Here is a 23522-nt window from a genome sequence, read left to right on the forward strand (position 1 = left end):
GGCCATGGGGCTGCGCGTCGCCCGCGGTGACGGGGACCCGATGGCGGATGCACGAGATCGCGGGCGACACGCGGCACCCCCTCGCCTGGGGGCGGGGTGTCGGGGCCGATCTATTGCATCGGCGAACGCGCGGCGCGCTAGTCGAGCGGTGCGACGTCGACCTGCACGCGCAGGGTCGAGGTCTTCGCCTCGGTGAAGATGATGCCCGTCACCGGTGAGACGTCGCCGTAGTCGCGGCCCCACGCGACGGTGACGTACCGATCGTTCGCCCACTGATTGTTCGTCGGGTCGATCGCGAGCCACTGGTCGGTGCCGGGCAGCCACACCGCGAGCCACGCGTGCGAGGCATCCGCCCCGAAGACGCGCTCTTTGCCGGGCGGCGGCTGCGTCGCGAGGTACCCCGAGACGTAGCGCGCCGCGATGCCGTGACCGCGCAGGCAGGCGAGGGCGACGTGGGCGAAGTCCTGGCAGACGCCCGCCCGCTTCGTCATCGCATCGCCCACGGTGCTCGTCACGGTCGTCGCGGTCTTGTCGTAGTCGAAGTCGCGGAAGATCCGCTGCATCAGGTCGGTCGCGGCTTCACCGATCGGCCTCCCCGGTATCAGCGACTCGGCCCCGTAGGCGAGGGCTGCCTCGTGGTGCGCGACCCGGGCGGACTCGAGCGCATACTCGGTGGCCTCGACGGCGCCGTCGAGTTCGGGATGCCGCAGCGGCCGCGCGAGCTCCCATGGCTGCGCGAGCGCCTCGGCGTCGTACTCGGGCACCGCGACCGTCACTTCGCTCGACGCCTCGATCGTCAGCGCCTCGTGCGGATCGGTCACGTGGAAGTACGTCGACGAGTTGCCGAACCAGTCGGTGCGGGGGGAGATGTCGCCCGGGAGGGGGTCGACCGTCACCTCGGAACCGGCGATCCGCTGCCACGGCAGGTCGCGCGGGCGCAGGTGGAACTGGCCGATGCTGTCCTGCACGGCGTCGCTGTAGGTGTACGCCGTGCGATGCCACACGCGGTACCGGGTCATGCGCGCGCACCCATCAGCTCGACGAGCGACAGCTCGGTCATCGACACCGCCGGCGGGCCGGCCTCGAAGTGCAGGTCGCCGATCGCGTCCGAGAGCTGCTCCAGCTGAGCGCGGACGCCCTCGAGCCCGTCGACGAGCCGCTCGCGGCGTCCCCCGACGACCGCCGTCATCTCGAGCACCTCGATCTCGGCGAGCTCGGTCTCGAGCTGGTCAAGCAGACGCTCCGCACGCGACGAGCCGGTCGAGGCGGGCATGGCGGCCAGGTGGCCGCGCAGGGTCTGCAGCGAGAACGCGAGCGAACGAGGGTTGCCGCGGTCGAGCAGCAGCAGCTCGGCGACATCGGCCGCTCGCATCGCACCGCGGTAGCGGCGGCGGTGCGTCACGACGCTCTCGGCCGTCAGCAGCAGCGATTCGAGCACTTCGCGGTCGGTTCGCGGACTGCGACTGGCCGACAACGCCGACGACAGCAGGGTCGTCAGTTGCAGGCCGCGCTCCAGGTAGCGACCGGCCTCCATCATGTGCCAGCCGGGGTCGCGGATCATGTTGGCCGTCACGCCGTAGAGAGACAGCATCGAGGCGAGCATCCGTCCCGCGGACTCCGCCGTCCGGTGCGGATGCGGCGCGGTCCGGAGCGCGCGCACCGCGCGCTCGATGTTCGAGAAGACGCGCCAGGTGTCGCCTGAGAGCTGATCGCGCACCCCCTCCATGGCGTCGCGGAGGCGCGCGATCGAGTGCGCCGCCGATCCGGGACGCGCGGCATCCAGCAGCAGCGACCGGAACTCCGCCTCGGGTTCGCTCGCCCGCGTGCCGGCGAGGGTGTGTATCGCTGCGAGCAGCACCCGCACGCTCTCGCCCGCCTGGCCAGCCCGGTGGGCGCCGGGCTGGTCGAGCGCCGCCTGAGTCGAGATCACGAGACGCAGGAGATCCTCGGCGCGCTCGGCGTAGCGGCCCGTCCAGAACAGGTCCGACAGCGCGCGCGGCGCGAGGGTCGGGTCGCTTCTGGTCGTCGGCAGGGATGCCACGTCGACGATCCCCTGGTCGGCCTCCGCCTCGTCCGACTTCAACACCCACACGTCCTTCGTGACGGGGGCCGACTCGGGTGCGGTCCGCACCGTCGCCAGGCCGCCGACGAGCGGACGGTACGTCGACCCGAAGCGGATCGCGAAACCCCGCAGGGTGACGGGCAGAGCGGATGCCGCGCCACGGGCATCCCACACCGGGACCTGCGACAGGGCCAGCTGCTCGACCGCGGCGAACCGGTGCGGCTCGCGCGCCAGGCGGGCGCGCAGCTCGGGGTCGGCCGCGTCGAGGCGGCGACGGGGGTCGTCGATGTGGCGCAGTTCGAGCGTCGGGTCGCCGGCGGTCAGGCGCGGGAGGGCGTCGGCACGGGCGTCGGGGTCGCCGAGCCACCATGCGGGGACGGACGGCAGGCGCAGCTGCTCGCCGAGGAGCCGTTCGCAGACGGCGGGCAGGTAGGGGAGGAGCGCGGGGTTCTCGAGTACCCCGGCGCCGAGTCCGTTGACGACGCGCACGTGCCCGCGGCGCACCGCTTCGGCGAGGCCCGCGACGCCGAGCCGCGATCCCGAGCGGAGTTCGAGCGGGTCGCACCACTCGGCATCCACCCGTCGGAGGATGACGTCGACGCGCTCGCGCGGGGCGCGCTGCGGCCAGCCGGCGGGCTTCATCCACACCGCGCCGTCACGGACGACGAGGTCGCTGCCCTGTACGAGAGGGAAGCCGAGCGCGTTGGCGAGGAAGGCCTGATCGAACGCGGTCTCGGACAGCGGGCCGGGGGAGAGGACGACGATGCGGGGACTGCTCGCCCCCTCGGGGGCCGCGGCGATCAGCGCGGCACGGAGGGCGGCGAAGTAGGGGTCCATGCGGTGCAGGGTGCCCTCGTCGAGCAGGTCGGGCAGCACCTGCGAGATCACGCGCCGGTTCTCGGCGGCGTACCCGAGGCCCGACGGCGCCTGCACGCGGTCGGCGAGCACGTGCCAGTCGCCGGCGGCGTCGCGACCGAGGTCGGTCGCCGAGAGCAGCAGGTCGGGCGGCGGGTTCTCGTCGCCGGCGCGCGCCATCGCGCGGAGGAACCCGGCGTGACCGAGGATGACCGCGGCCGGCACGATCCGCTCGTGCAGCACGACCTGCGGCCCGTAGAGGTCGGCGAGGAGGGCGTTCAGCAGCTCGGCGCGCTGCGCGAGGCCGACGTCGAGGCGTGCCCAGCCCGCGGCATCCAGGACGAAGGGCATCGGGTCGAGTTGCCACGGTCGCAGGTCGTCTCCCGCACGTGCGTACGAGACGCCGTCGTCGGCGAGGAACCGCGAGATCTCGCCGTCGACGCGTTCGAGCTCTTCGCGGGTGAGGCCCAGGGCGAGCGAGGCGAGCCCCTGCCAGGCGGGACGCAGTGCGCCGTCGCCGTCGACGACCTCGTCGTAGCGTGGCGCTGTCGACGCGAGCGACAGCGTCGGTTGCGACACGGCCGCGGCATAGTCACGGAGCACACTCACGGGGTCACCTTCCTGGGTCAAGCGTAGGGGCACGCGACCGGTCGATCCGCGCGTGCGACCGGTCGCACGCGAATACAGTGGGACGCATGACGGGACCGGACTCCACCTTCACCGTCCGCCCCGCGCGGACATCCGACGTCCCCCGCATCCAAGAGCTCCTCGAGCCGTGGGTTCAGCGGCGCATCCTGCTCGGCAAGGAGCGCGTCACCCTCTACGAGACCGTCCAGGAGTTCGTCGTCGCCGAGGCAGGCGACCGTCTCGTGGGATGCGGCGCCCTCCACGTGATGTGGGAGGACCTCGGCGAGATCCGCACGCTCATCGTGGCCGACGACTGGCTGCACCGCGGGGTCGGCGGGGCCGTCGTCGACCTGCTCGAGGAGAACGCGCGGGCGCTCGGTCTCAGCCGGCTGTTCTGCCTCACCTTCGAGGTGCCCTTCTTCTCACGCCGCGGGTTCGCGGAGATCGGCGAACAGGTCGTCGACCCCGATGTCTATTCGCAGCTGCTCCGCAGCGCCGACGAGGGCGTCGCCGAGTTCCTCGACCTCGCGCACGTGAAGCCCAACACCCTGGGCAACACCCGCATGCTCAAGCAGTTGTAGGCGCGCCGGACGGTCCACCGCCGAGGCCGCGCTTACCCTGGGACGCGTGAGCAGCCAGACCCCTCGTCGTCGGCCGTCGCCGGCCGTGTACCGACGACGTCGGCTCGCCGTGCTGCTGCTCGCCGTGCTCATCGTCGGCGGCATCGTCGCGCTCGTCGTGGGTCAGCCCTGGCGGGCGATGACGGATGCCGCATCGCGGCCCTCCGGCGTAGGGGCGGCATCCGCCGGCCCGACCGCGTCGTCCGACGCGCCGCTGCCGGCGGCGACGGGTGTCACCCCCGCACCGTCGGGTACGCCGAGCCCGCGCGTCACCTCGTCGGCGGATGGCGACACCGGTGCGCCCGGTGACGACGACGGCGGGAGTGCGAGTGACGTGCCCGCCTGCACGACCGGCGATGTGACGGTCACCGCCACCACCGACAAGACGTCCTACGGCACGGGTGAGCTGCCGAAGCTCTCGATCACGCTCGTCAACGACACGGACCAGCCCTGTCTCATCAACGTGGGAACGGCCGCTCAGACGTTCGAGATCACCAGCGGCACCGATACCTGGTGGCGGTCGACGGACTGCCAGACCGAGCCGAGTGATCAGATCGTGCAGCTCGACGCGGGCAAGACCGTGAAGAGCTCGGCTCCGATCGTCTGGGACCGCACACGATCGGCCGTCGACACCTGCGACGGCGACCGACAGAAGGCCCTGCCCGGCTGGTACAACCTGGCCGTGACGATCGGGGGGATCGGCTCCGCCGAGCCGGCCTCGTTCACCCTCCGCTGAGCAGGGGCTCCGGCACAGCGTTTTCTGAGAAATTTCTCATGAGAGATGGGCTGTCCCGCGATGCTCGAGTGTGCGTACCCTGGGGTTCAGCTCACGGCGGCTCTCCTCCACTGGTCCCCAGCAGCGGAGTCCCGCTACCCCCCCAGGCGGGACGTCGGATCCCCCGGGTCGCCGGCGAGCGATGGGCCCTCTCGACTTCTCCAGTCCCCAATGGGGAGTTCGAGAGGGCCCCCTTCTTTTTATGCTCGCCGGTGTCCACGATGCGCGGATCGGCGACGCGCGGCATCCCGCTTAGGCTGAGGGGATGGCCGGGAAGAAGCGCGAGAAGAAGCCGCTCGAGTTCCGCAACACCGCACTCGCCGACGCGCTCCAGACGCAGGACATGGCTGCCCTCGCGTTCGCTCTGCGGCACGGACCGACGGTCGTGCCGCTGCTGCGCCCCGGCGCCCGCGACGACCCCCGTGATTCGGGTGAGGTCTGGACGTACCGCGATCCGGCCACCGGCGACGTCGCGCTCCTCCTGTTCAGCGATGCCGCGAACAAGCCCGCATCACTGCCGCCCGGTGTCGGGCTGCAGTCTCCGGCGTGGCTGCGGGCGTTCCTCGGCACATACGGTGACGAGATCACGACCGTGTTCTTCGACATCGCCGGTCCGCACGCGATGCAGGCGTCGCCGGCCGACCTGATCGCGGCGCTCGACGCCTGATCCGCCTCGGAAACCCGACCTGGCTCAGAAGCCCGACCCGCCTCAGAAGCCTGACCCGCCTCAGAAGCCTGACCCGCCTCAGAAGTCGGGCCGGTCGTCCCGCATCGGTGCGTGGTGCCGTGCTCGCTGGTTGAGGGCGTCCCGGAGCGTGCCGGCGCTCGCGTCGATGACCGCTTTGTACCCCAGTCGTGCGGCCTCGGACCGTCGCTGGTCGTGCTGGGTGACGCGGCGGATCTCGCCCGACAGGCTCAGTTCGCCGATCGCCGCGAGCTTCGCGGGGTTCGGTCGCTCGGCTGCAGCGCTCGCGATGGCGAGGGCGATGGCCAGGTCCGCGGCCGGTTCGGTGAGACGCACCCCGCCGACCGTGGAGACGTAGACGTCCTGGTCCGACAGCTTGATGCCGGCGCGCTTCTCGAGCACGGCGAGCACCATCGCGACACGGGCACCGTCGACACCGCTCACGATCCGGCGCGGGTTCGGAGCCGACGTGTGGAGAGTCAGGGCCTGCACCTCGACGGGCAGCGCGCGACGACCCTCGAGGGCCACGGTCACGCACGTGCCGGGCTCGCTGGGACGCGTGCTGAGGAAGAGCGCGCTGGGATCGGGGACCTCGGCGATGCCGTCGCCGGCCATGTCGAAGCAGCCGACTTCGTCGGTGGCGCCGAAACGGTTCTTGAGCGCCCGCACGAAGCGCAGCGACGTCTGCCGGTCGCCTTCGAAGTGGCAGACGACGTCGACGAGGTGTTCGAGGATGCGCGGCCCCGCGACCTGACCGTCCTTCGTGACGTGTCCGACGATCACGACCGGCAGGTCGCGCTCTTTCGCGACGCGGATGAGGGTGGATGCCACCTCCCGCACCTGACTCGGCTGCCCGGCCGCCCCGTCGATGAGCCCTGACGAGACGGTCTGCACCGAGTCGACGATCAGCAGGTCGGGTCGCACGTCGTCGATGTGCCCGAGCGTCGTGGCCAGGTCGGTCTCGCTGGCGAGGTAGAGCTCGTCGTGCAGCGCGCCGGTGCGTTCGGCGCGCAGGCGCACCTGGCCGAGGGATTCCTCGGCGCTGACGTAGAGGACGCGCCGCCCGGCGCGCGCGCTCTGCGCGGCGACCTCGAGCAGGAGGGTTGATTTGCCGACCCCCGGCTCGCCGGAGAGCAGGATCGCCGCGCCGGGGACGATGCCGCCGCCCAGGACGCGGTCGAACTCCCCGACGCCGCTCGAGCGGCGCGGCGTCTCACGCGTGTCGATCTCGGTGATGCGACGCGCGCTCCGTGTCGGGGCGATCGGGGTGACGGATGCCGTGATCCCCGTCTGCGTGGCGGCTTCGACGACGGTGCCCCACTGCTGGCACTCGCCACAGCGGCCGACCCACTTCGCGGTCGTCCAGCCGCACTCGGTGCAGCGGAAGGCCGCGATCGGTGCGGGTCGTCGTGAAGCCATGTCCTCAGGCTAATCGCGGCATCCGACATCGCCGGTGGGCACCGCTCTTGTTCGTCCAATGGATATGCAATATATTGCGTATCGCTGGCGTTACATCAACCAGACCTCGACTGGGGGTCACCGACAGAGAAGGAAGAGACCTATGACCACTGCAGACATCACCAACGTCGTCCTCGTCCACGGCGCTTTCGCGGACGGATCCGGCTGGCGCTGCGTCTACGATCTGCTCACCGCCCGCGGCTTCCGGGTGTCGATCGTGCAGAACCCGCTCACCTCGCTCGAGGCCGACGTCGCCGCGACCACGCGCGTCCTCGACCAGCAGGACGGCCCAGCGATCCTCGTCGGCCACTCGTGGGGTGGCACCGTCATCACGCAGGCGGGGATCCACCCGAACGTGGCGGGTCTCGTGTACGTCTCGGCGCTGATCCCCGATGCGGGGGAGTCCTCCGGTCAGCAGTACGAGGGCTTCGCCGCGACCCCCGAGTTCGTCATCGACGTGCGGGACGACGGCTACGGCTACCTCGCCCGGGATCACTTCGGTGCCGGGTTCGCCGCCGACATCGCCGAAGCGGATGCCGCCTTCCTCGCCGACAGCCAGGTGCCCGTCAACATGTCGGTCTTCGCCGAGCCCGTCACGGCGGCGGCGTGGCGCGACAAGCCGAGCTGGGCCGTCATCGCCACGGAGGACAAGGCGTTCGACCAGGCGATGCTCCAGCACATGGCCTCGCGCGCTGGAGCGCAGATCACGAACGTCCCCGGCAGCCACGCACTGTTCATCTCGCAGGCCGAGACGGTCGCTCGAGTGATCACCGATGCCGCGGGCTCCGTGCGCTGATCCGCGCCTGCCGAATCGAGGAGGAGTCTGATGAGTGTCGCCCTGTTCGCCGTCCCCCTGTGGGTCGAGCTCCTCGCCGCCGGGCTGGGCGGGCTGCAGGGCGCCCTCGTCGCGGCGGAGCACCGTCACCAGCGCATCGATGTGTTGGGCGTGCTCGTCATCGGTCTTCTCGTCGCACTCGGGGGAAGCCTGCTGCGCGACGTCGTCCTGAATCAGCCTCCCGTCGTGATCTGGCAGAACTGGTACCTGCTGGTCGCGGCGGGAGGCGCCCTGGTGGGGATGGGGCTGCGAGCCGTCGTCTCGCGGCTGACGTGGCCGCTGACCGTCCTCGACGCGATCGTCATGGGGATGTTCGGCGCCATCGGGGCGTCGAAGGCCCTGGCGCTCGATGTCGGCCCCGTCGGCGCCGTCGTGGTCGGGGTCATCGGTGCGATCGGCGGTGGGATGCTGCGCGACGTCGCACTGAACCTGCCGTTCTCGTTCCTGCAGGTCAGCACGCTGTACGCCGTCGCCGCCGCAGCGGGGGTGACCGTGCTCGTGGTGCTGAACGCGTTCGCGGTGCCGATTCTCGTCTCCGGACTGGCCTGCATCGCGGTCACGGTGGTCGTGCGTGTCGTCGCCGTCGCGTTCGGGTGGACGTTCCCCGAGCTTGGTTCGCTGCGACGCTCGCGCGCGGCCTGACTCGGTCGGGTCAGCGCAGCGAGGCGGCAACCGCCTTCAGGGCGTCGGCGGAGCGGTGGAAGAGCGCCAGCTCGTCGTCCGAGAACGAGGTCTCGAGGATCGGGCGGGCTCCCGCGCTGCTGACGACGGAGGGCACCGAGAGTGCGACGCCGTCGACGCCCTGGAAGTCGCTCAGCACCGTCGACACGGGCATGACGGCGTGCTGGTCGCCGAGGATCGCCTCGACGATGCGTGCGCTCGACAGCCCGATCGCGTAGTTCGTCGCTCCCTTGCCGCGGATGACCGTGTAGGCGGCATCCCGCACATCGACGGCGATGCGGTCGAGCTCCAGGGCCGTGAAGGGCGGCTGGCCGTCCAGTGGCTGCCAGTCCAGGATCGGGACGGTGCCGATCGTCGCGCGCGACCAGTGCGGGAACTCGGTGTCGCCGTGCTCGCCGACGATGTACGCGTGGACGCTCGAGGTCGACACCCCTGCGCGCTGCGCGAGCTTCCACCGCAGGCGCGACGTGTCGAGCACGGTGCCCGACGCGAAGATCCGCTCGGGCGGCAGCGCCGTGACCTCCTGGCCGATGACGGTGAGCACGTCGCACGGGTTCGTGACGATGACGTAGACGGCGTTCGGGGCGACCTCGAGCAGCTCGGGCAGCATCCGCTTCAGGATGCCGGCGTTCACCCCGGCGAGCTCGGTGCGGGTCTGCCCGGGGTTCTGCTTCGCCCCGGCGGTGATGACGACGACGTGGGAACCCGCGGCGACCGAGACGTCGGACCCGCCGGAGATGTCGCTCGACCCGGTGAACTGCGCGCCGTGGGCCAGGTCGAGGACCTCGGCCTCGACTTTCTCGGCGGCGATGTCGTAGAGGGCGACGTGCCGGGCCGATCCGCGGATCAGCGCGGCGTAGGCGACGCTCGATCCGACGGCGCCCGCGCCGACGACGGTCAGTTTCGAGTTCTCGATGACGCTCATACCGTCAGTGTGGCAGTCGACGGATGCCGGCGGCCCGGATCCAGCCGTGCAAATCAGATGGGCTGCGCGTCCGCCGCCGCGGGCCGGCGGATCCCGAGGAACGAGACGAGCGCGCCCGCCACCATGAGGATCGCGGTGATCAGCGCGGCACGGTGGAAGCCGTCGAGATCGAGCGATCCGCCGATGATGACGGCGAGCAGCGCGATGACGACGAGTCCGGCGATGCGCGAGACGGCGTTGTTCGTCGCCGAGGCGATGCCGGAGCGCTCGCCGCCGATCGCGCCCAGGATCGTCGAGGTCAGCGGCGACACCGTGACGCCGAGCCCCAGGCCGAAGACGATCAGGCCCGGCAGGACCTGCGTCCAATAATCGAAGTCCTTCTGAACGGCGAGGAGCATCAGCGCTCCCACCGCCATCACGAGAGGGCCGACGGTCATGAACAGGCGCGGACCGAACCGGTTCACCCATCCGCCCACGACCGAGCTGAGCGCGATCAGGGCGAGCGTCGTCGGCAGGCTCGAGAGCCCGGCGAGTGTCGCGCTGAGGCCCGCGCCCTGCTGCAGGTAGACCCCGACGACGAAGCCGTTGAGCGAGAGGGCCGCGTAGATGAAGAAGGTGGCCAGGTTGCCGGTCCAGAAGTTCCGGACGCGGAAGATCCCGAGCGGCAGGATGGGGGAGCGCACGGTGCGCTGACGCAGCAGGAACGCCGCGAACAGCAGGATGCCGGCAGTCAGCGGCATCCAGATCGCCGGATGCCCCCACCCCAGGTTCGGCTGTTCGATGAGCGCGAAGACGATGCCGCCGAGGCCCAGTGTGCACAGGGCCGCACTGAGGAGGTCGATGTGCGCGTCGTCGCGCCGACGGTCGACGTCGCCGAGGCGGGTGAGGAGGACGAACGTCACCGCGATCGGGAGGATGTTGACGAGGAAGGCGAAGCGCCACGACAGCAGGTCGACGAACAGGCCGCCGATGAGGGGTCCCGCGAGGTTCGCGCCCGTCGTCCACGCCGTCCACTGGCCGATCGCGCGCGCCTGCGCCGGGCCGTTCAACAGCGACGTGATGAGGGCGAGCGAACTCGGTACGAGGAACGCACCCGCCGCGCCCTGCAGTGCGCGGGCGATGATGAGGACGACCGGGTCGGGAGCGAGGCCGACGCCGATCGACGCGATCCCGAAGCCGATGAGGCCGATGCGGAGGACGAGCACGCGACCGAACGCGTCGCTCACCGACCCCGCGAAGAGGATGAGGGAGCTCAGGGTGAGGAGGTAGGCATCCACCGCCCACTGCTGCGTGGACAGGCCGCCGCCCAGCTCGTCCCGGATGGCGGGTAGTGCGACGTTCACGACCGTGCCATCGAGGAACGCGACAGCCGACGCGAGCGCTGCGATCGCGACGATCAGCCCGAACCGGGGGGATGTCGTCGGAGCGCTCACAGGCTCACGTTACGCCCGGGGAGGAGGTCAGCGGGGGCTCGAGCCGACGCGAATGGTCGTCATTCGGGCGGGGAAGCGACAGGTCGCGTCGGGTCGAGGCCGTCGAGAGGAGTGGAGGGGAGGGCGATCCATCCTTCCCGGCGGGCGCGGTCGAGCGCGGCGGGCGGGACGGGGTGCGTTGCGCCCAGCGCGTGTGCGCGGGCGATGAGCGCGGCGACGACGGCGTCGACCGCGTCGTCGGAGGTTTCCATCAGTGCGCGCTGGCCGGGGGTGACCGCGAGCCACGGCGCTGCGGCGAGGAGGTTCGCCGTCGCCGTCGAACGGGCCGCGGCACCCGTCTTGTATCCGGACACCGCGACGCTACCCGTCCGCCGGTGCGTCGAGACGTCGCAGATGGTCGCCGTTCCGGGCGGAGAACGACCATCCGCGACGCTTCGGCGATGCAGGATGAGGCTCGGTTCGCGGCATCCGCTCTCGTGTCGTAAGCTGGACGACGGTGACGTGTCCGAGCGGCCGAAGGTGCAACTCTCGAAAAGTTGTGTAGGGTAACCCCCTACCGTGGGTTCAAATCCCACCGTCACCGCCATGAAAACCCCTGCTGATGCGGGGGTTTTCTGTTTCTCTCGGCGGACGTCAGCCTTCCAGCAGCGACACGCTCTGGACGGTGGCGATCCGATCGACCAGGTCGCCTGCCGCGCGATCGATCGCGGCGGCCGACCAGGAGATGACGAGCGCCGCGACGAGAAGGGCACCCGCAGTGGCGGCCCAATCGACGCCGCGGCGGATCGTCAGGACGACGAAGGCGAGCGCGCTGAGGATCGCGACGGTCTGGCCCGCGACCTGGGCGAAGGCCATGCGCACGGCGGACTCCTCCGTCAGTGGGCCCCAGCTGTTGAAGACGAGCATCAGCGCGAGCGGGACGACCACCACGCCGGCGACGAGCACGGTCCACCGGGTCGGTCGGTAGCGACGGCGTGCGACGGGACGGGCCTCGGACGCGGTGACGGCGGTCATAGCCCCGACCCTAGCGGCGTGCTCCCGGCCGGGACCAGGGCGAGCCGACGCGAACGGCATCCATCCGCTCACGGTCAGCGCATATCGCGTCGGGTCGAGACCCGGCACGCCGCCCTAGAGTGAGTCGGATGCCACGACGGGGGAGGCGACGATGCTCGCGACGGTGACCTATGCGCCGACGGACGGTCAGGATGCGACCGCGCTCGGCTTCCTGGTGCACAAGCACCCCGCCAAGGTGCAGACCTTCTCGGCCCCGGTCGGCGACATCCACGTCTTCTATCCCGAGGCGACCCCCGAGCGCACCACGGTAGCGGTCATGCTCGAGGTCGATCCGATCGCGCTCGTGCGAAACAAGCGGTTCCGGGGGGATGCCGGGGCTCTCGGCCATTACGTCAACGACCGCCCGTACGTCGCCTCGAGCATGCTCGCCGTTGCGCTCGGGACGGTGTTCCGCACCGCGATGACCGGTCGCAGCGACTCGTACCCCGAGCTGGCGGCATCCGCTCTGCCGCTGCGGATCGAGATCCCCGTGGTCTCCGCCCGCGGCGACGACGACCTCGTGCGTCGGCTGTTCGAGCCGTGCGGATGGTCCGTCGAACAGACCCGCATCGCGCTCGACGGCGACCACCCCGAGTGGGGCGACTCGCGGTACAGCTCGGTCGTCCTGACCGGCGAGGTCCGACTGGCCGAGGCGCTTCGCCAGCTCTACGTCCTGCTGCCCGTCCTCGACGACGCGAAGCACTACTGGGTCGGCGACGACGAGATCGGCAAGCTCGAGCGCGCCGGCGAGGGATGGCTCGCAGGCCATCCTGAGCGCGACCTCATCACGCGGCGCTACCTCGTGCACCAGCGCGCGCTGCTCGCCGATCCCGCCGAGGGCGAGGACCGCCCGACACCGCTCCGCCAGCACCGCGCCGACGCTGTCCTCGCCGCGCTCGCGGACGTCGGCGCGCACCGCGTCGTCGACATGGGCTGCGGCCCCGGAGCGCTCCTCGCCCGCCTCGCGAAGGACCGCTCCTTCACCAAGATCGTCGGCGTCGACGTCTCTGCCCGCTCACTCGACCAGGCCGCACGGATGCTGCGGCTCGCCGAGGCATCCGATGCCGAGCGAGAGCGCATCGAGCTGCTCCACGGCTCGGTCGTCTACCGCGACGAGCGGCTGCGCGGTTTCGACGCGATGGTGCTCATGGAGGTCGTCGAACACGTCGACCCGTCGCGGCTCGGCGCGCTCGAGGACGCCGTCTTCGCCTCGGCCGCACCCGACGCGGTCGTCGTCACGACGCCCAACGCGGACTACAACGTCCTCTACCCAGACCTGCCCGCGGGCGCGTTCCGTCACGACGACCACCGCTTCGAGTGGACGCGCGACGAGTTCCGCGACTGGACCGAGGGGGTCGCCGCCCGTCACGGCTACACCGTTTCGTACCGTCCCGTCGGTGAGGCGGATGCCGACCACGGCGCCCCCACGCAGCTCGCCCTGTTCCGGAAGGAGGTCGCGGCATGACGGTCCTCGACATCCCCGCCCTGTCGCTCGTCGTCCTTGTCGGGGCATCCGGATCGGGCAAGTCGACGTTCGCGCGGGAGCACTTCGGCGCTTACGAGACGCTCTCGAGCGACGCCTTCCGCGGACTGGTCGGCAACGACGAGTCCGACCAGTCGGTGACCGCCGCCGCCTTCGACGCGCTGCAGTACGTCGCCGGCAAGCGTCTCGACGCGGGCCTGCTCACCGTCGTCGATGCGACGAGCGTGCAGCCCGAGGCGAGGCGCAAGCTCGTCGAACTCGCGAAGGCGCACGACGTGCTGCCGGTCGCGATCGTCTTCGACGTGCCCGAGGCGGTCTCGGTCGAACGCAACGCGGCACGCACCGATCGCCACATCCCCGCGGGCGTCGTGAAGCGGCAGAACGACCAGCTGCGCCGTGGGCTCCGCCACCTCGGGCGCGAGGGCTTCCGCAAGGTGCACGTGCTCCGCACCCCCGCTGAGGTCGCGGACGCCACCATCGAACGCACGCGCCTTCTCACCGACCGCACGGACGAGCGCGGCCCGTTCGACGTCATCGGCGACGTGCACGGATGCCGCAGCGAGCTCGAGACGCTGCTCGGGCGCCTCGGCTACGAGCTCGTGCGCGACGAGCAGGGCCGGGCGGTCGACGCGCGGCATCCCGAGCGGCGTCGCGTCGTCTTCGTCGGCGACCTCGTCGACCGCGGGCCCGACGTCGTCGGCGTGCTGCGCCTTGCGATGGGGATGGTCGCGTCGGGGAGCGCGCTCGCCGTGCCGGGAAACCACGAAGCCAAGCTCGTCCGAGCGCTCCGCGGCGCGAAGGTCACCGTCTCGCACGGTCTCGAGGAGACGCTCGCCCAGCTGGCCGGCGAGAGCGCGGAGTTCCGTGAGCAGGTGGAGGCGTTCTGCTACGGCCTCGTGTCGCACCTGATCCTCGACGAGGGGCGGCTCGTCGTCGCGCACGCCGGCCTCAAGGAGCAGTACCACGGGCGCGCGTCCGGGCGGGTGCGCGCGTTCGCCCTGTACGGCGAGACGACCGGCGAGACCGACGAGTACGGGCTGCCCGTGCGCCACCCCTGGGCGCAGGATTACCGCGGTAAGGCCGTCGTCCTCTACGGGCACACGCCGGTGCCGACGGTGGAGTGGGTCAACAACACCGCGTGCCTCGACACCGGGTGCGTCTTCGGCGGGGCGCTCTCGGCGATGCGCTACCCCGAGCGCGAGGTCGTCTCGGTGCCGGCCAAGCAGGTCTGGTACGAGCCGATCCGTCCGCTCGCGCCCGCCGCCCCCGTGCGCGCCCCCGGTGTGCTCGACCTCGCCGACGTGCAGGGCAGGCTCATCGTCCAGACGAGCCTGCACGGCCGCGTCGGCATCCAGGAGGAGCAGTCCGCCGGAGGTCTCGAGACGATCAGCCGGTGGGCGACCGATCCGCGCTGGCTCATCCACCTGCCGCCGACGATGTCGCCGCCGAACACGTCGGCACGCGACGGCTACCTCGAGCACCCCGACGAGGCCTTCGCGACGTACCGGGCGAACGGCGTCACCGATCTCATCGCCGAGGAGAAGCACATGGGCTCGCGCGCCCTCGTGCTCGTTGCGCGCGATCCCGCGCGGTTCTCGGCGCCCGAGGGATGGCGCGGCGCGATCCACACCCGGACCGGTCGCCCGTTCTTCTCGCCCGACGTCGAAGCTGACATGCTCGCGCGTCTCGATGCGGCGATCGAGCGCGCCGGCCTCTGGGACGAGCTCGACTCGTCGTGGATCCTCCTCGACGCCGAGATCCTGCCCTGGTCGCTGAAGGCCGGTGACCTCATCCGCGACCTCTACGCCTCGGTGGCCGCGGCGGCGGAGACCGCGACGGATGCCGCCGGTGCCGTCCTCGCCCGGGCCGCGGCATCCGGGATCGATGTCAGCGCCCTCGCCTCGAGGAACCGGGCACGCGGCGAGGGTGCGCGCGGATTCCGTGCGGCCTACCGCCGGTACGTCGGTGACGAGTCCACCGCGCGCGTCGCGCCGTTCCAGGTGCTGGCCGCAGGGGATGCCACGTTCGAGACACGCGACCACGGGTGGCACCTCGGGGTGGCCGACCGGCTCGTCGAAGCCGCGCCCGACCTCGTGGCGTCGACGCGGCGACGACGGATCGATCTCGGGGACGAGGCATCCGTCACCGCGGCGGTCGCGTGGTGGGAGGAGCTGACCGGCGCGGGCGGGGAGGGCATGGTCGTGAAGCCGTTCGCCAACCTCACGCGCACCGAGAAGGGTCTCGTGCAGCCGGGCATCAAGGTGCGTGGCCGTGAATACCTGCGGATCATCTACGGGCCCGACTACACCGACCCCGCGAATCTCTCGCGCCTGCGCGACCGCAACGTCGGGCACAAGCGCTCGCTCGCCGCCCGCGAGTACGCGCTGGGGATCGAGTCGCTCCACCGCTTCACCGCCGGAGAGCCGCTCTGGCGCGTGCACGAGGCGGTGTTCGGCGTCCTCGCCCTGGAGTCCGACCCGATCGACCCCCGCTTGTAATCCCCGTAACGACGTCGAGACGTCCCAGATGGTCGCCTTTCAGTGAGGAGAGCGACCATCTGCGACGTCTCGACGCAGGCACACGGGTGTCAGGGCATCACGAGGACCGCCTTGACGGCCTTACCGGACTGCGTGTCGGCGATCGCCTGCTCGATGTCGGCGAACGCGTATTTGGTGATGAGCTCGTCGAACGGGAAGCGACCCGCGGCGTGGAGGGCGAGCATCTCGGGGATGAAGGTCTGCGGCACGGCGTCGCCCTCGATGGCGCCGATGTAGCTCTTGCCCGCGCCCGAGATCGAGCCGAGCGGGATCGTGACACCCGGCTTCGGAACGCCGACGAGGGCGATCTTCGCGCCGAAGGCGGTCGCGGCGGCGAGCATCTCGACGACGGCCGGTACCGCGGTCGTGTCGACGGCGTAGTCCGCGCCGATGCCGCCGGTGATCTCGTGGATGCGGGCGACCGCGTCCTCGTCCTTGCTGTTGACCGTGTGGGTCGCGCCGAGCTTCTCTGCGAAGGCGAGACGCTCGGGCAGGATGTCGACCGCGATGATCGTGGTCGCGCCGGCGACCTTCGCGCCCATGATGGCCGAGAGGCCCACGGCACCCGTCCCGCTGACGATGATCGAGGCGCCGGCGGGGACGTCGAGCGAGTTCAGGACCGTGCCCGCACCGGTCTGGACGCCGCAGCCGAGGGGGCCGGCGATCTCGACGTCGGCGTCCTCGGGCAGCTTGACGGCGTTGCGAGCCTCGACGATGAGGTGGCTCGCGAAGGACGACTGTCCGAAGAACGAGCCGTGGACGGCCGAGCCGTCGGCTGCGGTGATCGTCGACGATCCGTCCTCGCGCGCACCGGCGAAGTTGAGGGCCATGAAGTTGCGGCAGTAGGCCTCCTGGCCGCTCACGCACTTGGCGCAGTGGCCGCACGAGGCGAAGGAGACGGCCACCTTGTCGCCGACGGCGTAACCGGTGACGGCGTCGCCGACCTGCTCGACGATCCCGGCGCCCTCGTGGCCGAGGACGTAGGGGAAGGGAGCGGGGATGTCGCCGTGCTGGACCGCGAGGTCGGTGTGGCAGAGGCCGGTCGCGGCGACCTTGACGAGCATCTCGCTCGGGCGGATGTCGTCGAGGGTGACGTCCTCGAAGGTGAACGGAGCGTCCTGGTCGTGGAGGACGGCGGCGTGGGCGGTCGTGGTCATGGGTGATGGTCCTTTCGATACGCGCCCGTGCGGCGATGTGGCCGTAGGGATGTCCCCAGCCTATGCACGTGAATCCATCCCGGGGCCGCGGGTTGACGCGCATCCGATGGCGTGGCAATGCGGCATCCCATAACGCTTTGAGAATCTGGGCACCACCCCTTCCTGCCGGGCGTGCGGAGTTCGTAGCGTGGACTCCATGGCGCGTGACGACGATCGACCCGAAGATCTCTACACCGGACCCATCGACCTCGCTGCGCTCGCCGCAGCCGAGGACGGGGACCTCGAGATGCCCGAGATCAGCTACGACGAGCAGCGCTACCCGGCACGTCCGCGGCGTCTGCGCCCGCGCGACAATCTGCGAGGCAGCAGCGTGCGCCGCATCCGCACCGACCCGCGCACCGCGAACGGCACGAACCCGTCGTACGTCGAGTGGCTGGTGCGGCAGTCGATGCTGAAGGATGCCGACGTGCTCGCCCGTCAGCTGTCGGGGCAGCCGACGATGTGGCGGAACGCGTACGCGCGTCCCGATGCGCGTCGCGCCATCGCGACCAGCGACGTGTGGTTCACCGCGTACCCGATCTCGCTCATCACGCGGCCGGGGCAGTCGTTCCTCTCAGCCCTCGGCGACGAGGAGCTGTGGTCGGTGTTCGAGCGCATCGGCATCACCGCCGTCCACACCGGCCCCGTCAAGCGGGCCGGCGGCATCGAAGGGTGGGGCGAGACCCCCAGCGTCGACGGTCACTTCGACCGCATCAGCACCGCGATCGATTCGACCTTCGGCACGGAGGACGAGTTCCGCGCCCTGTGCGACGTCGCCGATTCGCACGGCGGCAGCATCATCGACGACATCGTGCCCGGCCACACCGGCAAGGGAGCGGACTTCCGCCTCGCCGAGATGGGCTTCAAGGACTACCCCGGGATCTACCACATGGTGGCGATCCCGCCCGAGGACTGGCACCTGCTGCCCGACGTCCCCGAGGGCTACGACAGTGTCAACCTCGACCCGGCGACCGAGCACACCCTCGCTGAGCACGGCTACATCATCGGCGCCCTGCAGCGCGTCATCTTCTACACGCCGGGCGTGAAGGAGACGAACTGGAGCGCGACGGCGCCCTCGATCGGTCCCGACGGCGTGACCCGCCGCTGGGTGTACCTGCACTACTTCAAGCAGGGCCAGCCCTCGATCAACTGGCTCGACCCGACGTTCGCGGGCATGCGCCTCGTCATCGGCGACGCGCTGCACTCGCTCGGTGAGCTCGGCACGAGCGCGCTGCGCCTCGACGCGAACGGCTTCCTCGGGGTGGAGAAGAGCGCCGAGGGCCTGCCGGCGTGGTCGGAGGGGCATCCGCTCTCGCACGCGGCCAACCACATCATCGCCGGGATGGTGCGCAAGGTCGGTGGGTTCACGTTCCAGGAGCTGAACCTCACGATGGAGGACATCCGCGACACCGGTGCCGTCGGCGCCGACCTGTCGTACGACTTCATCGGGCGCCCCGGCTACCACCACGCCCTCGCCACTGGACAGACCGAGTTCCTGCGTCTCGCGCTCACGTCGTCCCTCGCGCTCGGGGTCGCGCCGGTACAGCTCGTGCACGGTCTGCAGAACCACGACGAGCTCACCTACGAGCTCGTCCACTGGGCGACCCGGCACGCCGACGAGGAGTACGGCTTCCGCGGTGACACCATCACGGGTGCTGAGCTCGCCGAGGTCGTCCGCGCGGAGCTGACCGAGAAGCTGGTGGATGCCGGTGACTACAACCGCGTCTTCACGCAGAACGGCATCGCCTGCACGACGACCTCGCTCATCGCGGCGACCCGCGGCATCCCGACCCTCGACGACATCACCGACGCCGAGATCCCGACGATCCGCGACGCGCACCTGCTGCTGTGCGCCTACAACGCCTGGCAGCCGGGGGTGTTCGCCCTCTCGGGGTGGGACCTCGTCGGCATGCTGACGCTCCCCGGTGACGAGGTGGCCGACCTCATCCGCGTCGGCGACACGCGCTGGATCGAGCGCGGCGCGCACGACCTGCTCGACGTCGACCCCGCCGCCACGCGCTCGATCTCGGGCATGCCGCGCGGCCGCGCCCTGTACGGTCCGCTCCCCGCCCAGCTCGACGACCCCGAGTCGTTCGCCTCGAGGCTGTCGGCGATCCTCGACCTCCGCCGCGAGTACGGGATCGCGACGGCGTCGGCGGTCGACATCCCCGAGGTCGCCCATGCGGGCATGCTCGTGCTCGTCCACCGCCTCGACGAGGGGATGCCGGAGGTCGACGCGCCGCTCCAGGTCACCGTCCTGAACTTCTCGGCCGAGCCGATCGAGGGCACGGTGCGCTCCGAGCACCTCACTCCGCAGAGCGACGTCTTCGACGCCGCTCAGGGCGAGGTCGTCGGCCGCGTCGACGACCTGCAGAGCTTCTCGGTGTCGCTGCCGGCCTACGGTGCGCGATTCCTCGTCCTGCAGCCGCAGGCCGAGGAGGACTGATCGGGGCGAACGCAAGCCCCCGCGCGATGTCGGGTGCCGCGCGTACGGTCCTGGCATGACCGATCAGAGCAACGTCCCCGAGAACGATTCCGCACCCGACACCGATGCGCCCGAGATGCTGGGCGGCCCGAGCGGCGACACGGCGGTGAAGGACCCGGAGCAGTGGGTCACCGGCGATGAGCCGATGACGGGCGCGCAGCGCAGCTACCTCGACACCCTCGCGCGCGAGGCCGGCGAGGAGATCCCCGCGAACATCACGAAGGCCGAGGCGTCCGAGCACATCGACCGCCTGCAGCAGGCGACGGGTCGGGGCGCCTCGAACTGACCGCGCAGACGCCGCGCTCGCCGGTCAGGCGAGGGCGGCGTCGATGCCGGCGAGCGGCACCGGCAGCCAGTCCGGACGGTTCCGCGCCTCGTAGATCGACTCGTAGACCGCCTTGTCGAGGACGAGGGCTCGCAGCAGGGCAGGATCCAGGTCGATCGCACCGGGAGCCGTCGCGTAGGCGTCGAGGAAAGCCGCCCGGCATGCCGCCGCCCAGGCCGCGGCATCCGGTCCCGCTCCCACGGCGCCCGCGTAGTCGAACGAGCGCAGCATGCCGGCCACGTCGCGCGGCGGCAGGTCGGGGATCGCGCGCTCGGCCATCGGCCGGAGCGGCTCGCCCTCGAAGTCGACGATGCGCCAGCCGCCGTTCGGCACGGCGAGCACCTGACCGAGGTGCAGGTCGCCATGGATCCGCTGCAGCCGCGGCCACGGGCGCTCGAGGGCTTGCGCATACACGGCGTCGATCGCGGCGAGCCGATCGGCGACGGCGGGGACCTCCGCCGAGGCGATCGCCAGTCGGCGGCGCCACGCGCGCCCCACGGCCTCGGCCTGGTCGGGCGTGGCATCGGCGGATTCGAGCGCGTCGCCGAGGGCGCCGTGCACGCCGGCGACCGCGACCCCGAGGTCGCGCGCCGCGTCGGTGAAGTCGCGGCCTTCGCGGGCGGCATCGAGCGCGATCGCCCAGCCGTCGCGGACACCGGGCAGGAACTCCTGCGCGAACCCGAGCGTCCCCTGCGCGGTGCCGGACTCGCGGCCGACGTCGGGCCACTCGGCATCCGCACTGCCGTAGAACGTCGGCACGTACGGGGACCCCGCGTCGCTGAGGACGCGCTGGACGGTCACGTCGGGGTTCTCGCCGTGGTGGAGCGTCCGGAAGAGCTTGAGGATGATCGTCGGCGACCCGTCGACGTCGTAGACGATCGAGGTGTTCGACTGCTCGCCGGTCAGCACGCGCGACCCGGTGACACGGCTCGTGTCGACGCCCATCTCGGCCAGGAGGCCGACCGTAAACCCGGGATGACGCGTCGCATCGACCAGGGGACGTCCGTCCTCGGTCGTGGTGACGACCTCCTCGGCCTGTGCGTCGGTCGCGTCGGCGAGGGGGACGTTGTAGAGCGTCGGCAGGGCGCCGGCGTCGTCCATGAGCAGGTAACGCGTGGCACCACCGGGCGCCGGTTCCGAGTCGAGGATGCGGAACCGCGGGTCGTGGCTCTTGCCCGCGTACCAGCGTTGTCGCGCCACCCAGGCGCCGAGGTCGTCGTCGAATCGCACACGATCACTGTGACGTGCCGGTACTCGATCGCGGAAGGGGTGGACGGGGATTCGTGCGGACGGTAGGGGCGTGCGATTCAGTTCGCGGGCAGGCGCACGGTGAACGCGGTGCGGCCGGGCTCGCTCCGAACGTCGATCGCACCGTCGTGGGCGACCACGATCGCCTGCGCGATCGAGAGCCCGAGGCCGGTGCTCCCGGCATCCCGGTTGCGTGACACATCACCGCGGGCGAAACGTTCGAAGAGTCGGTCGCGGATCTCGGGGACGATGCCGGGGCCGTCGTCGACGACCTCGATGACGGCGACGTCGCCCTCTCGCCGGAGCGTGAGGGTGACGGTGGTCGCCGCGGGCGTGTGGGTGCGCGCATTCCGCATCAGGTTGGCGACCACCTGTCGCAGGCGGTTCTCGTCGCCGAGCACGTCGACCGCGTTGTCCTCCTGCAGGTCGAGCAGCCACGTGCGCGAGGGGTCGGACGCATGCGCGTCGCTCACGGCGTCGATCGCGAGCATCGTCAGGTCGACGGGCTCACGCCGCAGCTGCTGGCCTGCGTCGAGGCGCGCGAGGAGCAGCAGGTCCTCGACGAGGTCGGCCATGCGCGTGGACTCCGACGCGATCCGGTCGAAGGCGCGCTCCTGCGTGGGCGTCATCGGGGCGTTCTCACCGAGGGAGAGCTGCGCGTAGCCGCGGATGGACGCGAGGGGCGTGCGGAGCTCGTGGCTCGCGTCGGCGATGAAGCGCCGCAGCTGGTCCTCGCTGTGCTGTCGGGATGACAACGCCGACTCGATGTGCGCGAGGAGGACGTTGAGCGAATGTCCGACGCGGCCGACCTCGGTCGTGGGATCGGTGTCGGAGGCGTCCACCCGCTCGGGGATCTCCACCTCCCCGGTGGAGAGGGGGCGCGCGGCGACGCGGTCGGCGACGACGGCGACGCGCTCGAGCGGGCGGAGCGACCGCCGCACGAAGAACGACAGTCCCAGCAGGACGAGGGCGAGGGCGGTGCCGGCGACGCTCACGAGGATGACCGTGAGGGCCGAGGTCGTGGCCGTCACCTCTTCGACGGACATCCCGGCGATGACTTTCTGACCGTTCTGCTCGCGTGCGGCGAGGCGGAACTCGCCGAGCCCGCCGCCGACGTCCACGGTGACGGGCGTCCGCGCCGACAGATCCGCCTGTGTCACCGCGGCGAGCTGCTTGGCGTCGAGGGACCGTTCCTCTCCGTCGTCGCCGGTGTAGCTCGAGACGACCGTGCCGTCGTCGAACAGGACGAACAGTGAACCGACCCGCGGCGCAGGACCGTCGCCCCGGTCGCCGTTCGCCGGATTCGGCGCGGTCTGCATGCCGTTGCCGAGACGGGCCATCTGCAACGACTCGACGACCTGCGCATCGAGGCGCTCGTACACGAAGGTGCGGAGGGCCAGCGACGTCGCGAGGCCCGTCACGAGCAGGGCGATCGCGACGAGGGCGCCGGTGCCGACGACGAGCGTCCGGCGCAGCGTCCAACGGCGGGCGGTCATTCTGCGGACTTGATCGTGTAGCCGACGCCGCGCACCGTGTGGATGAGGGGTTCGCCGAGACTGTCGATCTTCTTGCGGAGGTACGAGATATAGATCTCGACGACGCTCGATGTCCCGCCGAAGTCGTAGCTCCACACTTGGTCGAGGATCTGCGAGCGGGACAGCACGCGGCGCTGGTTCTGCATGAGGTAGCGCAGCAGGTCGAACTCCTTCGCGGTCAGCTTGATCGGGATGCCGCCCCGCACGACCTCGTACGTCTCCTCATCCAGCGTGAGATCGCCCACGCGCAGTCGCGTCTCGGCCGCTGCGGCCGCCGCGACGTGTCGACGGGCCATCCCGCGCAGCCGTACGACAACCTCCTCGAGGTTGAACGGCTTGGTGAGGTAGTCGTCACCGCCGGCGCTGATGCCGGCGATGCGATTCTCGACGGCGTCCTTCGCGGTCAGGAACAGCACGGGAACGTCGTTGCCTGTACTCCGGAGGCGCCGGAGGACCTCCATACCGTCGATCCCCGGCATCATGATGTCGAGCACGACGAGGTCGGGGGCGAACTCCCGCACCAGGTTCAAGGCTTCCTGCCCGTTTGCCGCTGTGCGTGCGTCCCACCCCTCGTTCTGCAGCGCCATCCGCAGCAGATCGCTCAGGTTCGCTTCGTCGTCGACGACGAGCACGCGGACGGGGGAACCGTCTACGCGGGTGAGGGGCGCGGGACGGGAAGGGTTCATGGTGTCAGCTTTCCTGGT

General features: G+C 70.9%; 20 protein-coding genes and 1 tRNA gene. 10 read left to right on the plus strand and 11 right to left on the minus strand.

Annotated features, from left to right (window positions below; genetic code table 11):
* Nucleotides 1–137: 137 nt before the first annotated feature.
* On the minus strand, nt 138–1019 hold the full coding sequence (locus H286_RS0108535) for a transglutaminase family protein (RefSeq protein WP_020097810.1): 882 nt from the start codon (nt 1017–1019) through the stop codon (nt 138–140).
* On the minus strand, nt 1016–3526 hold the full coding sequence (locus H286_RS0108540) for a circularly permuted type 2 ATP-grasp protein (RefSeq protein ID WP_028497452.1): 2511 nt from the start codon (nt 3524–3526) through the stop codon (nt 1016–1018). Before H286_RS0108540 ends, H286_RS0108535 begins: the two co-directional genes overlap by 4 nt.
* An 86-nt stretch (nt 3527–3612) precedes the next feature.
* Between H286_RS0108540 and H286_RS0108545 the strand changes: the two genes are divergently transcribed.
* From H286_RS0108545 to H286_RS0108555, 3 genes are all read left to right on the plus strand, one after another.
* The gene (locus tag H286_RS0108545) at nt 3613–4125 is read left to right on the plus strand and encodes an amino-acid N-acetyltransferase (protein ID WP_018185717.1); all 513 of its coding nucleotides are present in this window, start codon (nt 3613–3615) and stop codon (nt 4123–4125) included.
* A gap of 46 nt (nt 4126–4171) precedes the next feature.
* Entirely contained in the window at nt 4172–4900 is a 729-nt protein-coding gene (locus H286_RS0108550) for a hypothetical protein (RefSeq protein ID WP_231370922.1), read from the plus strand.
* A 304-nt stretch (nt 4901–5204) separates the two neighbouring features.
* Entirely contained in the window at nt 5205–5606 is a 402-nt protein-coding gene (locus tag H286_RS0108555; protein WP_018185715.1) for a hypothetical protein, read from the plus strand.
* Between the two features lie 78 nt (nt 5607–5684).
* On the opposite strand, the gene radA is transcribed toward H286_RS0108555, so the two are convergent.
* Nucleotides 5685–7043: a DNA repair protein RadA gene (gene radA / locus H286_RS0108560; protein ID WP_020097814.1), complete on the minus strand. Its 1359-nt coding sequence runs from the start codon at nt 7041–7043 to the stop codon at nt 5685–5687.
* A 142-nt stretch (nt 7044–7185) separates the two neighbouring features.
* On the opposite strand from radA, the gene H286_RS0108565 reads away from it, so the two are divergent.
* Nucleotides 7186–7878 (plus strand): alpha/beta fold hydrolase, encoded by a 693-nt coding sequence (locus tag H286_RS0108565; protein ID WP_020097815.1) that lies wholly within the window; start codon nt 7186–7188, stop codon nt 7876–7878.
* Nucleotides 7879–7908: 30 nt separating this feature from the next.
* Entirely contained in the window at nt 7909–8559 is a 651-nt protein-coding gene (locus tag H286_RS0108570; protein WP_020097816.1) for a trimeric intracellular cation channel family protein, read from the plus strand.
* Nucleotides 8560–8569: 10 nt separating this feature from the next.
* Here H286_RS0108570 and H286_RS0108575 read toward each other — a convergent pair whose 3' ends face one another.
* From H286_RS0108575 to H286_RS0108585, 3 genes are read right to left on the minus strand one after another with little or no spacing between them, the layout of a single operon-like run.
* On the minus strand, nt 8570–9523 hold the full coding sequence (locus H286_RS0108575) for an L-lactate dehydrogenase (RefSeq protein WP_020097817.1): 954 nt from the start codon (nt 9521–9523) through the stop codon (nt 8570–8572).
* A gap of 53 nt (nt 9524–9576) precedes the next feature.
* Entirely contained in the window at nt 9577–10956 is a 1380-nt protein-coding gene (locus H286_RS0108580; RefSeq protein ID WP_020097818.1) for an MFS transporter, read from the minus strand.
* 59 nt (nt 10957–11015) lie between these two features.
* Entirely contained in the window at nt 11016–11309 is a 294-nt protein-coding gene (locus tag H286_RS0108585; protein ID WP_020097819.1) for a DUF429 domain-containing protein, read from the minus strand.
* Between the two features lie 142 nt (nt 11310–11451).
* Here H286_RS0108585 and H286_RS0108590 point away from each other — a divergent pair.
* A tRNA-Ser gene (locus H286_RS0108590) sits at nt 11452–11542 on the plus strand.
* 47 nt (nt 11543–11589) lie between these two features.
* Here the strand turns inward: H286_RS0108590 and H286_RS0108595 are convergent.
* Entirely contained in the window at nt 11590–11970 is a 381-nt protein-coding gene (locus tag H286_RS0108595; protein WP_020097820.1) for a hypothetical protein, read from the minus strand.
* Between the two features lie 151 nt (nt 11971–12121).
* Here H286_RS0108595 and H286_RS0108600 point away from each other — a divergent pair, with 151 nt between their 5' ends.
* Together H286_RS0108600 and H286_RS0108605 are read left to right on the plus strand one after the other, a co-directional pair.
* A complete protein-coding gene (locus H286_RS0108600) occupies nt 12122–13474 on the plus strand; it encodes a 3' terminal RNA ribose 2'-O-methyltransferase Hen1 (RefSeq protein ID WP_020097821.1) in 1353 nt (450 codons plus the stop codon).
* Nucleotides 13471–15990, plus strand: a complete 2520-nt coding sequence (locus H286_RS0108605; protein ID WP_020097822.1) for a polynucleotide kinase-phosphatase — start codon at nt 13471–13473, stop codon at nt 15988–15990. The genes H286_RS0108600 and H286_RS0108605 overlap by 4 nt, the downstream gene beginning before the upstream one ends.
* An 89-nt stretch (nt 15991–16079) precedes the next feature.
* On the opposite strand, the gene H286_RS0108610 is transcribed toward H286_RS0108605, so the two are convergent.
* Complete coding sequence (locus H286_RS0108610; RefSeq protein WP_018185707.1) at nt 16080–17186, minus strand: NAD(P)-dependent alcohol dehydrogenase; 1107 nt, start codon at nt 17184–17186, stop codon at nt 16080–16082.
* Between the two features lie 196 nt (nt 17187–17382).
* On the opposite strand from H286_RS0108610, the gene treS reads away from it, so the two are divergent.
* Both treS and H286_RS0108620 read left to right on the plus strand, forming a co-directional pair.
* Complete coding sequence (treS, locus tag H286_RS0108615) at nt 17383–19671, plus strand: maltose alpha-D-glucosyltransferase (RefSeq protein WP_020097823.1); 2289 nt, start codon at nt 17383–17385, stop codon at nt 19669–19671.
* A gap of 55 nt (nt 19672–19726) precedes the next feature.
* Complete coding sequence (locus H286_RS0108620) at nt 19727–19996, plus strand: DUF3072 domain-containing protein (RefSeq protein WP_018185705.1); 270 nt, start codon at nt 19727–19729, stop codon at nt 19994–19996.
* A gap of 24 nt (nt 19997–20020) precedes the next feature.
* On the opposite strand, the gene H286_RS0108625 is transcribed toward H286_RS0108620, so the two are convergent.
* The 3 genes from H286_RS0108625 to H286_RS0108635 all read right to left on the minus strand — a co-directional run bounded on the left by H286_RS0108625 (nt 20021) and on the right by H286_RS0108635 (nt 23504).
* Entirely contained in the window at nt 20021–21265 is a 1245-nt protein-coding gene (locus H286_RS0108625; RefSeq protein WP_020097824.1) for a phosphotransferase, read from the minus strand.
* Nucleotides 21266–21342: 77 nt separating this feature from the next.
* Nucleotides 21343–22779 carry a sensor histidine kinase gene (locus tag H286_RS0108630; protein ID WP_020097825.1) on the minus strand — a complete coding sequence of 479 codons (1437 nt, stop codon included), beginning with the start codon at nt 22777–22779 and terminating at the stop codon, nt 21343–21345.
* Complete coding sequence (locus tag H286_RS0108635) at nt 22776–23504, minus strand: response regulator transcription factor (RefSeq protein WP_020097826.1); 729 nt, start codon at nt 23502–23504, stop codon at nt 22776–22778. Before H286_RS0108635 ends, H286_RS0108630 begins: the two co-directional genes overlap by 4 nt.
* Between the last annotated feature and the right edge of the window lie 18 nt (nt 23505–23522).

The sequence above is a fragment of the Microbacterium sp. 11MF genome (genome assembly GCF_000383475.1).
GTDB classification, from domain to species: Bacteria; Actinomycetota; Actinomycetes; order Actinomycetales; family Microbacteriaceae; genus Microbacterium; species Microbacterium aquilitoris.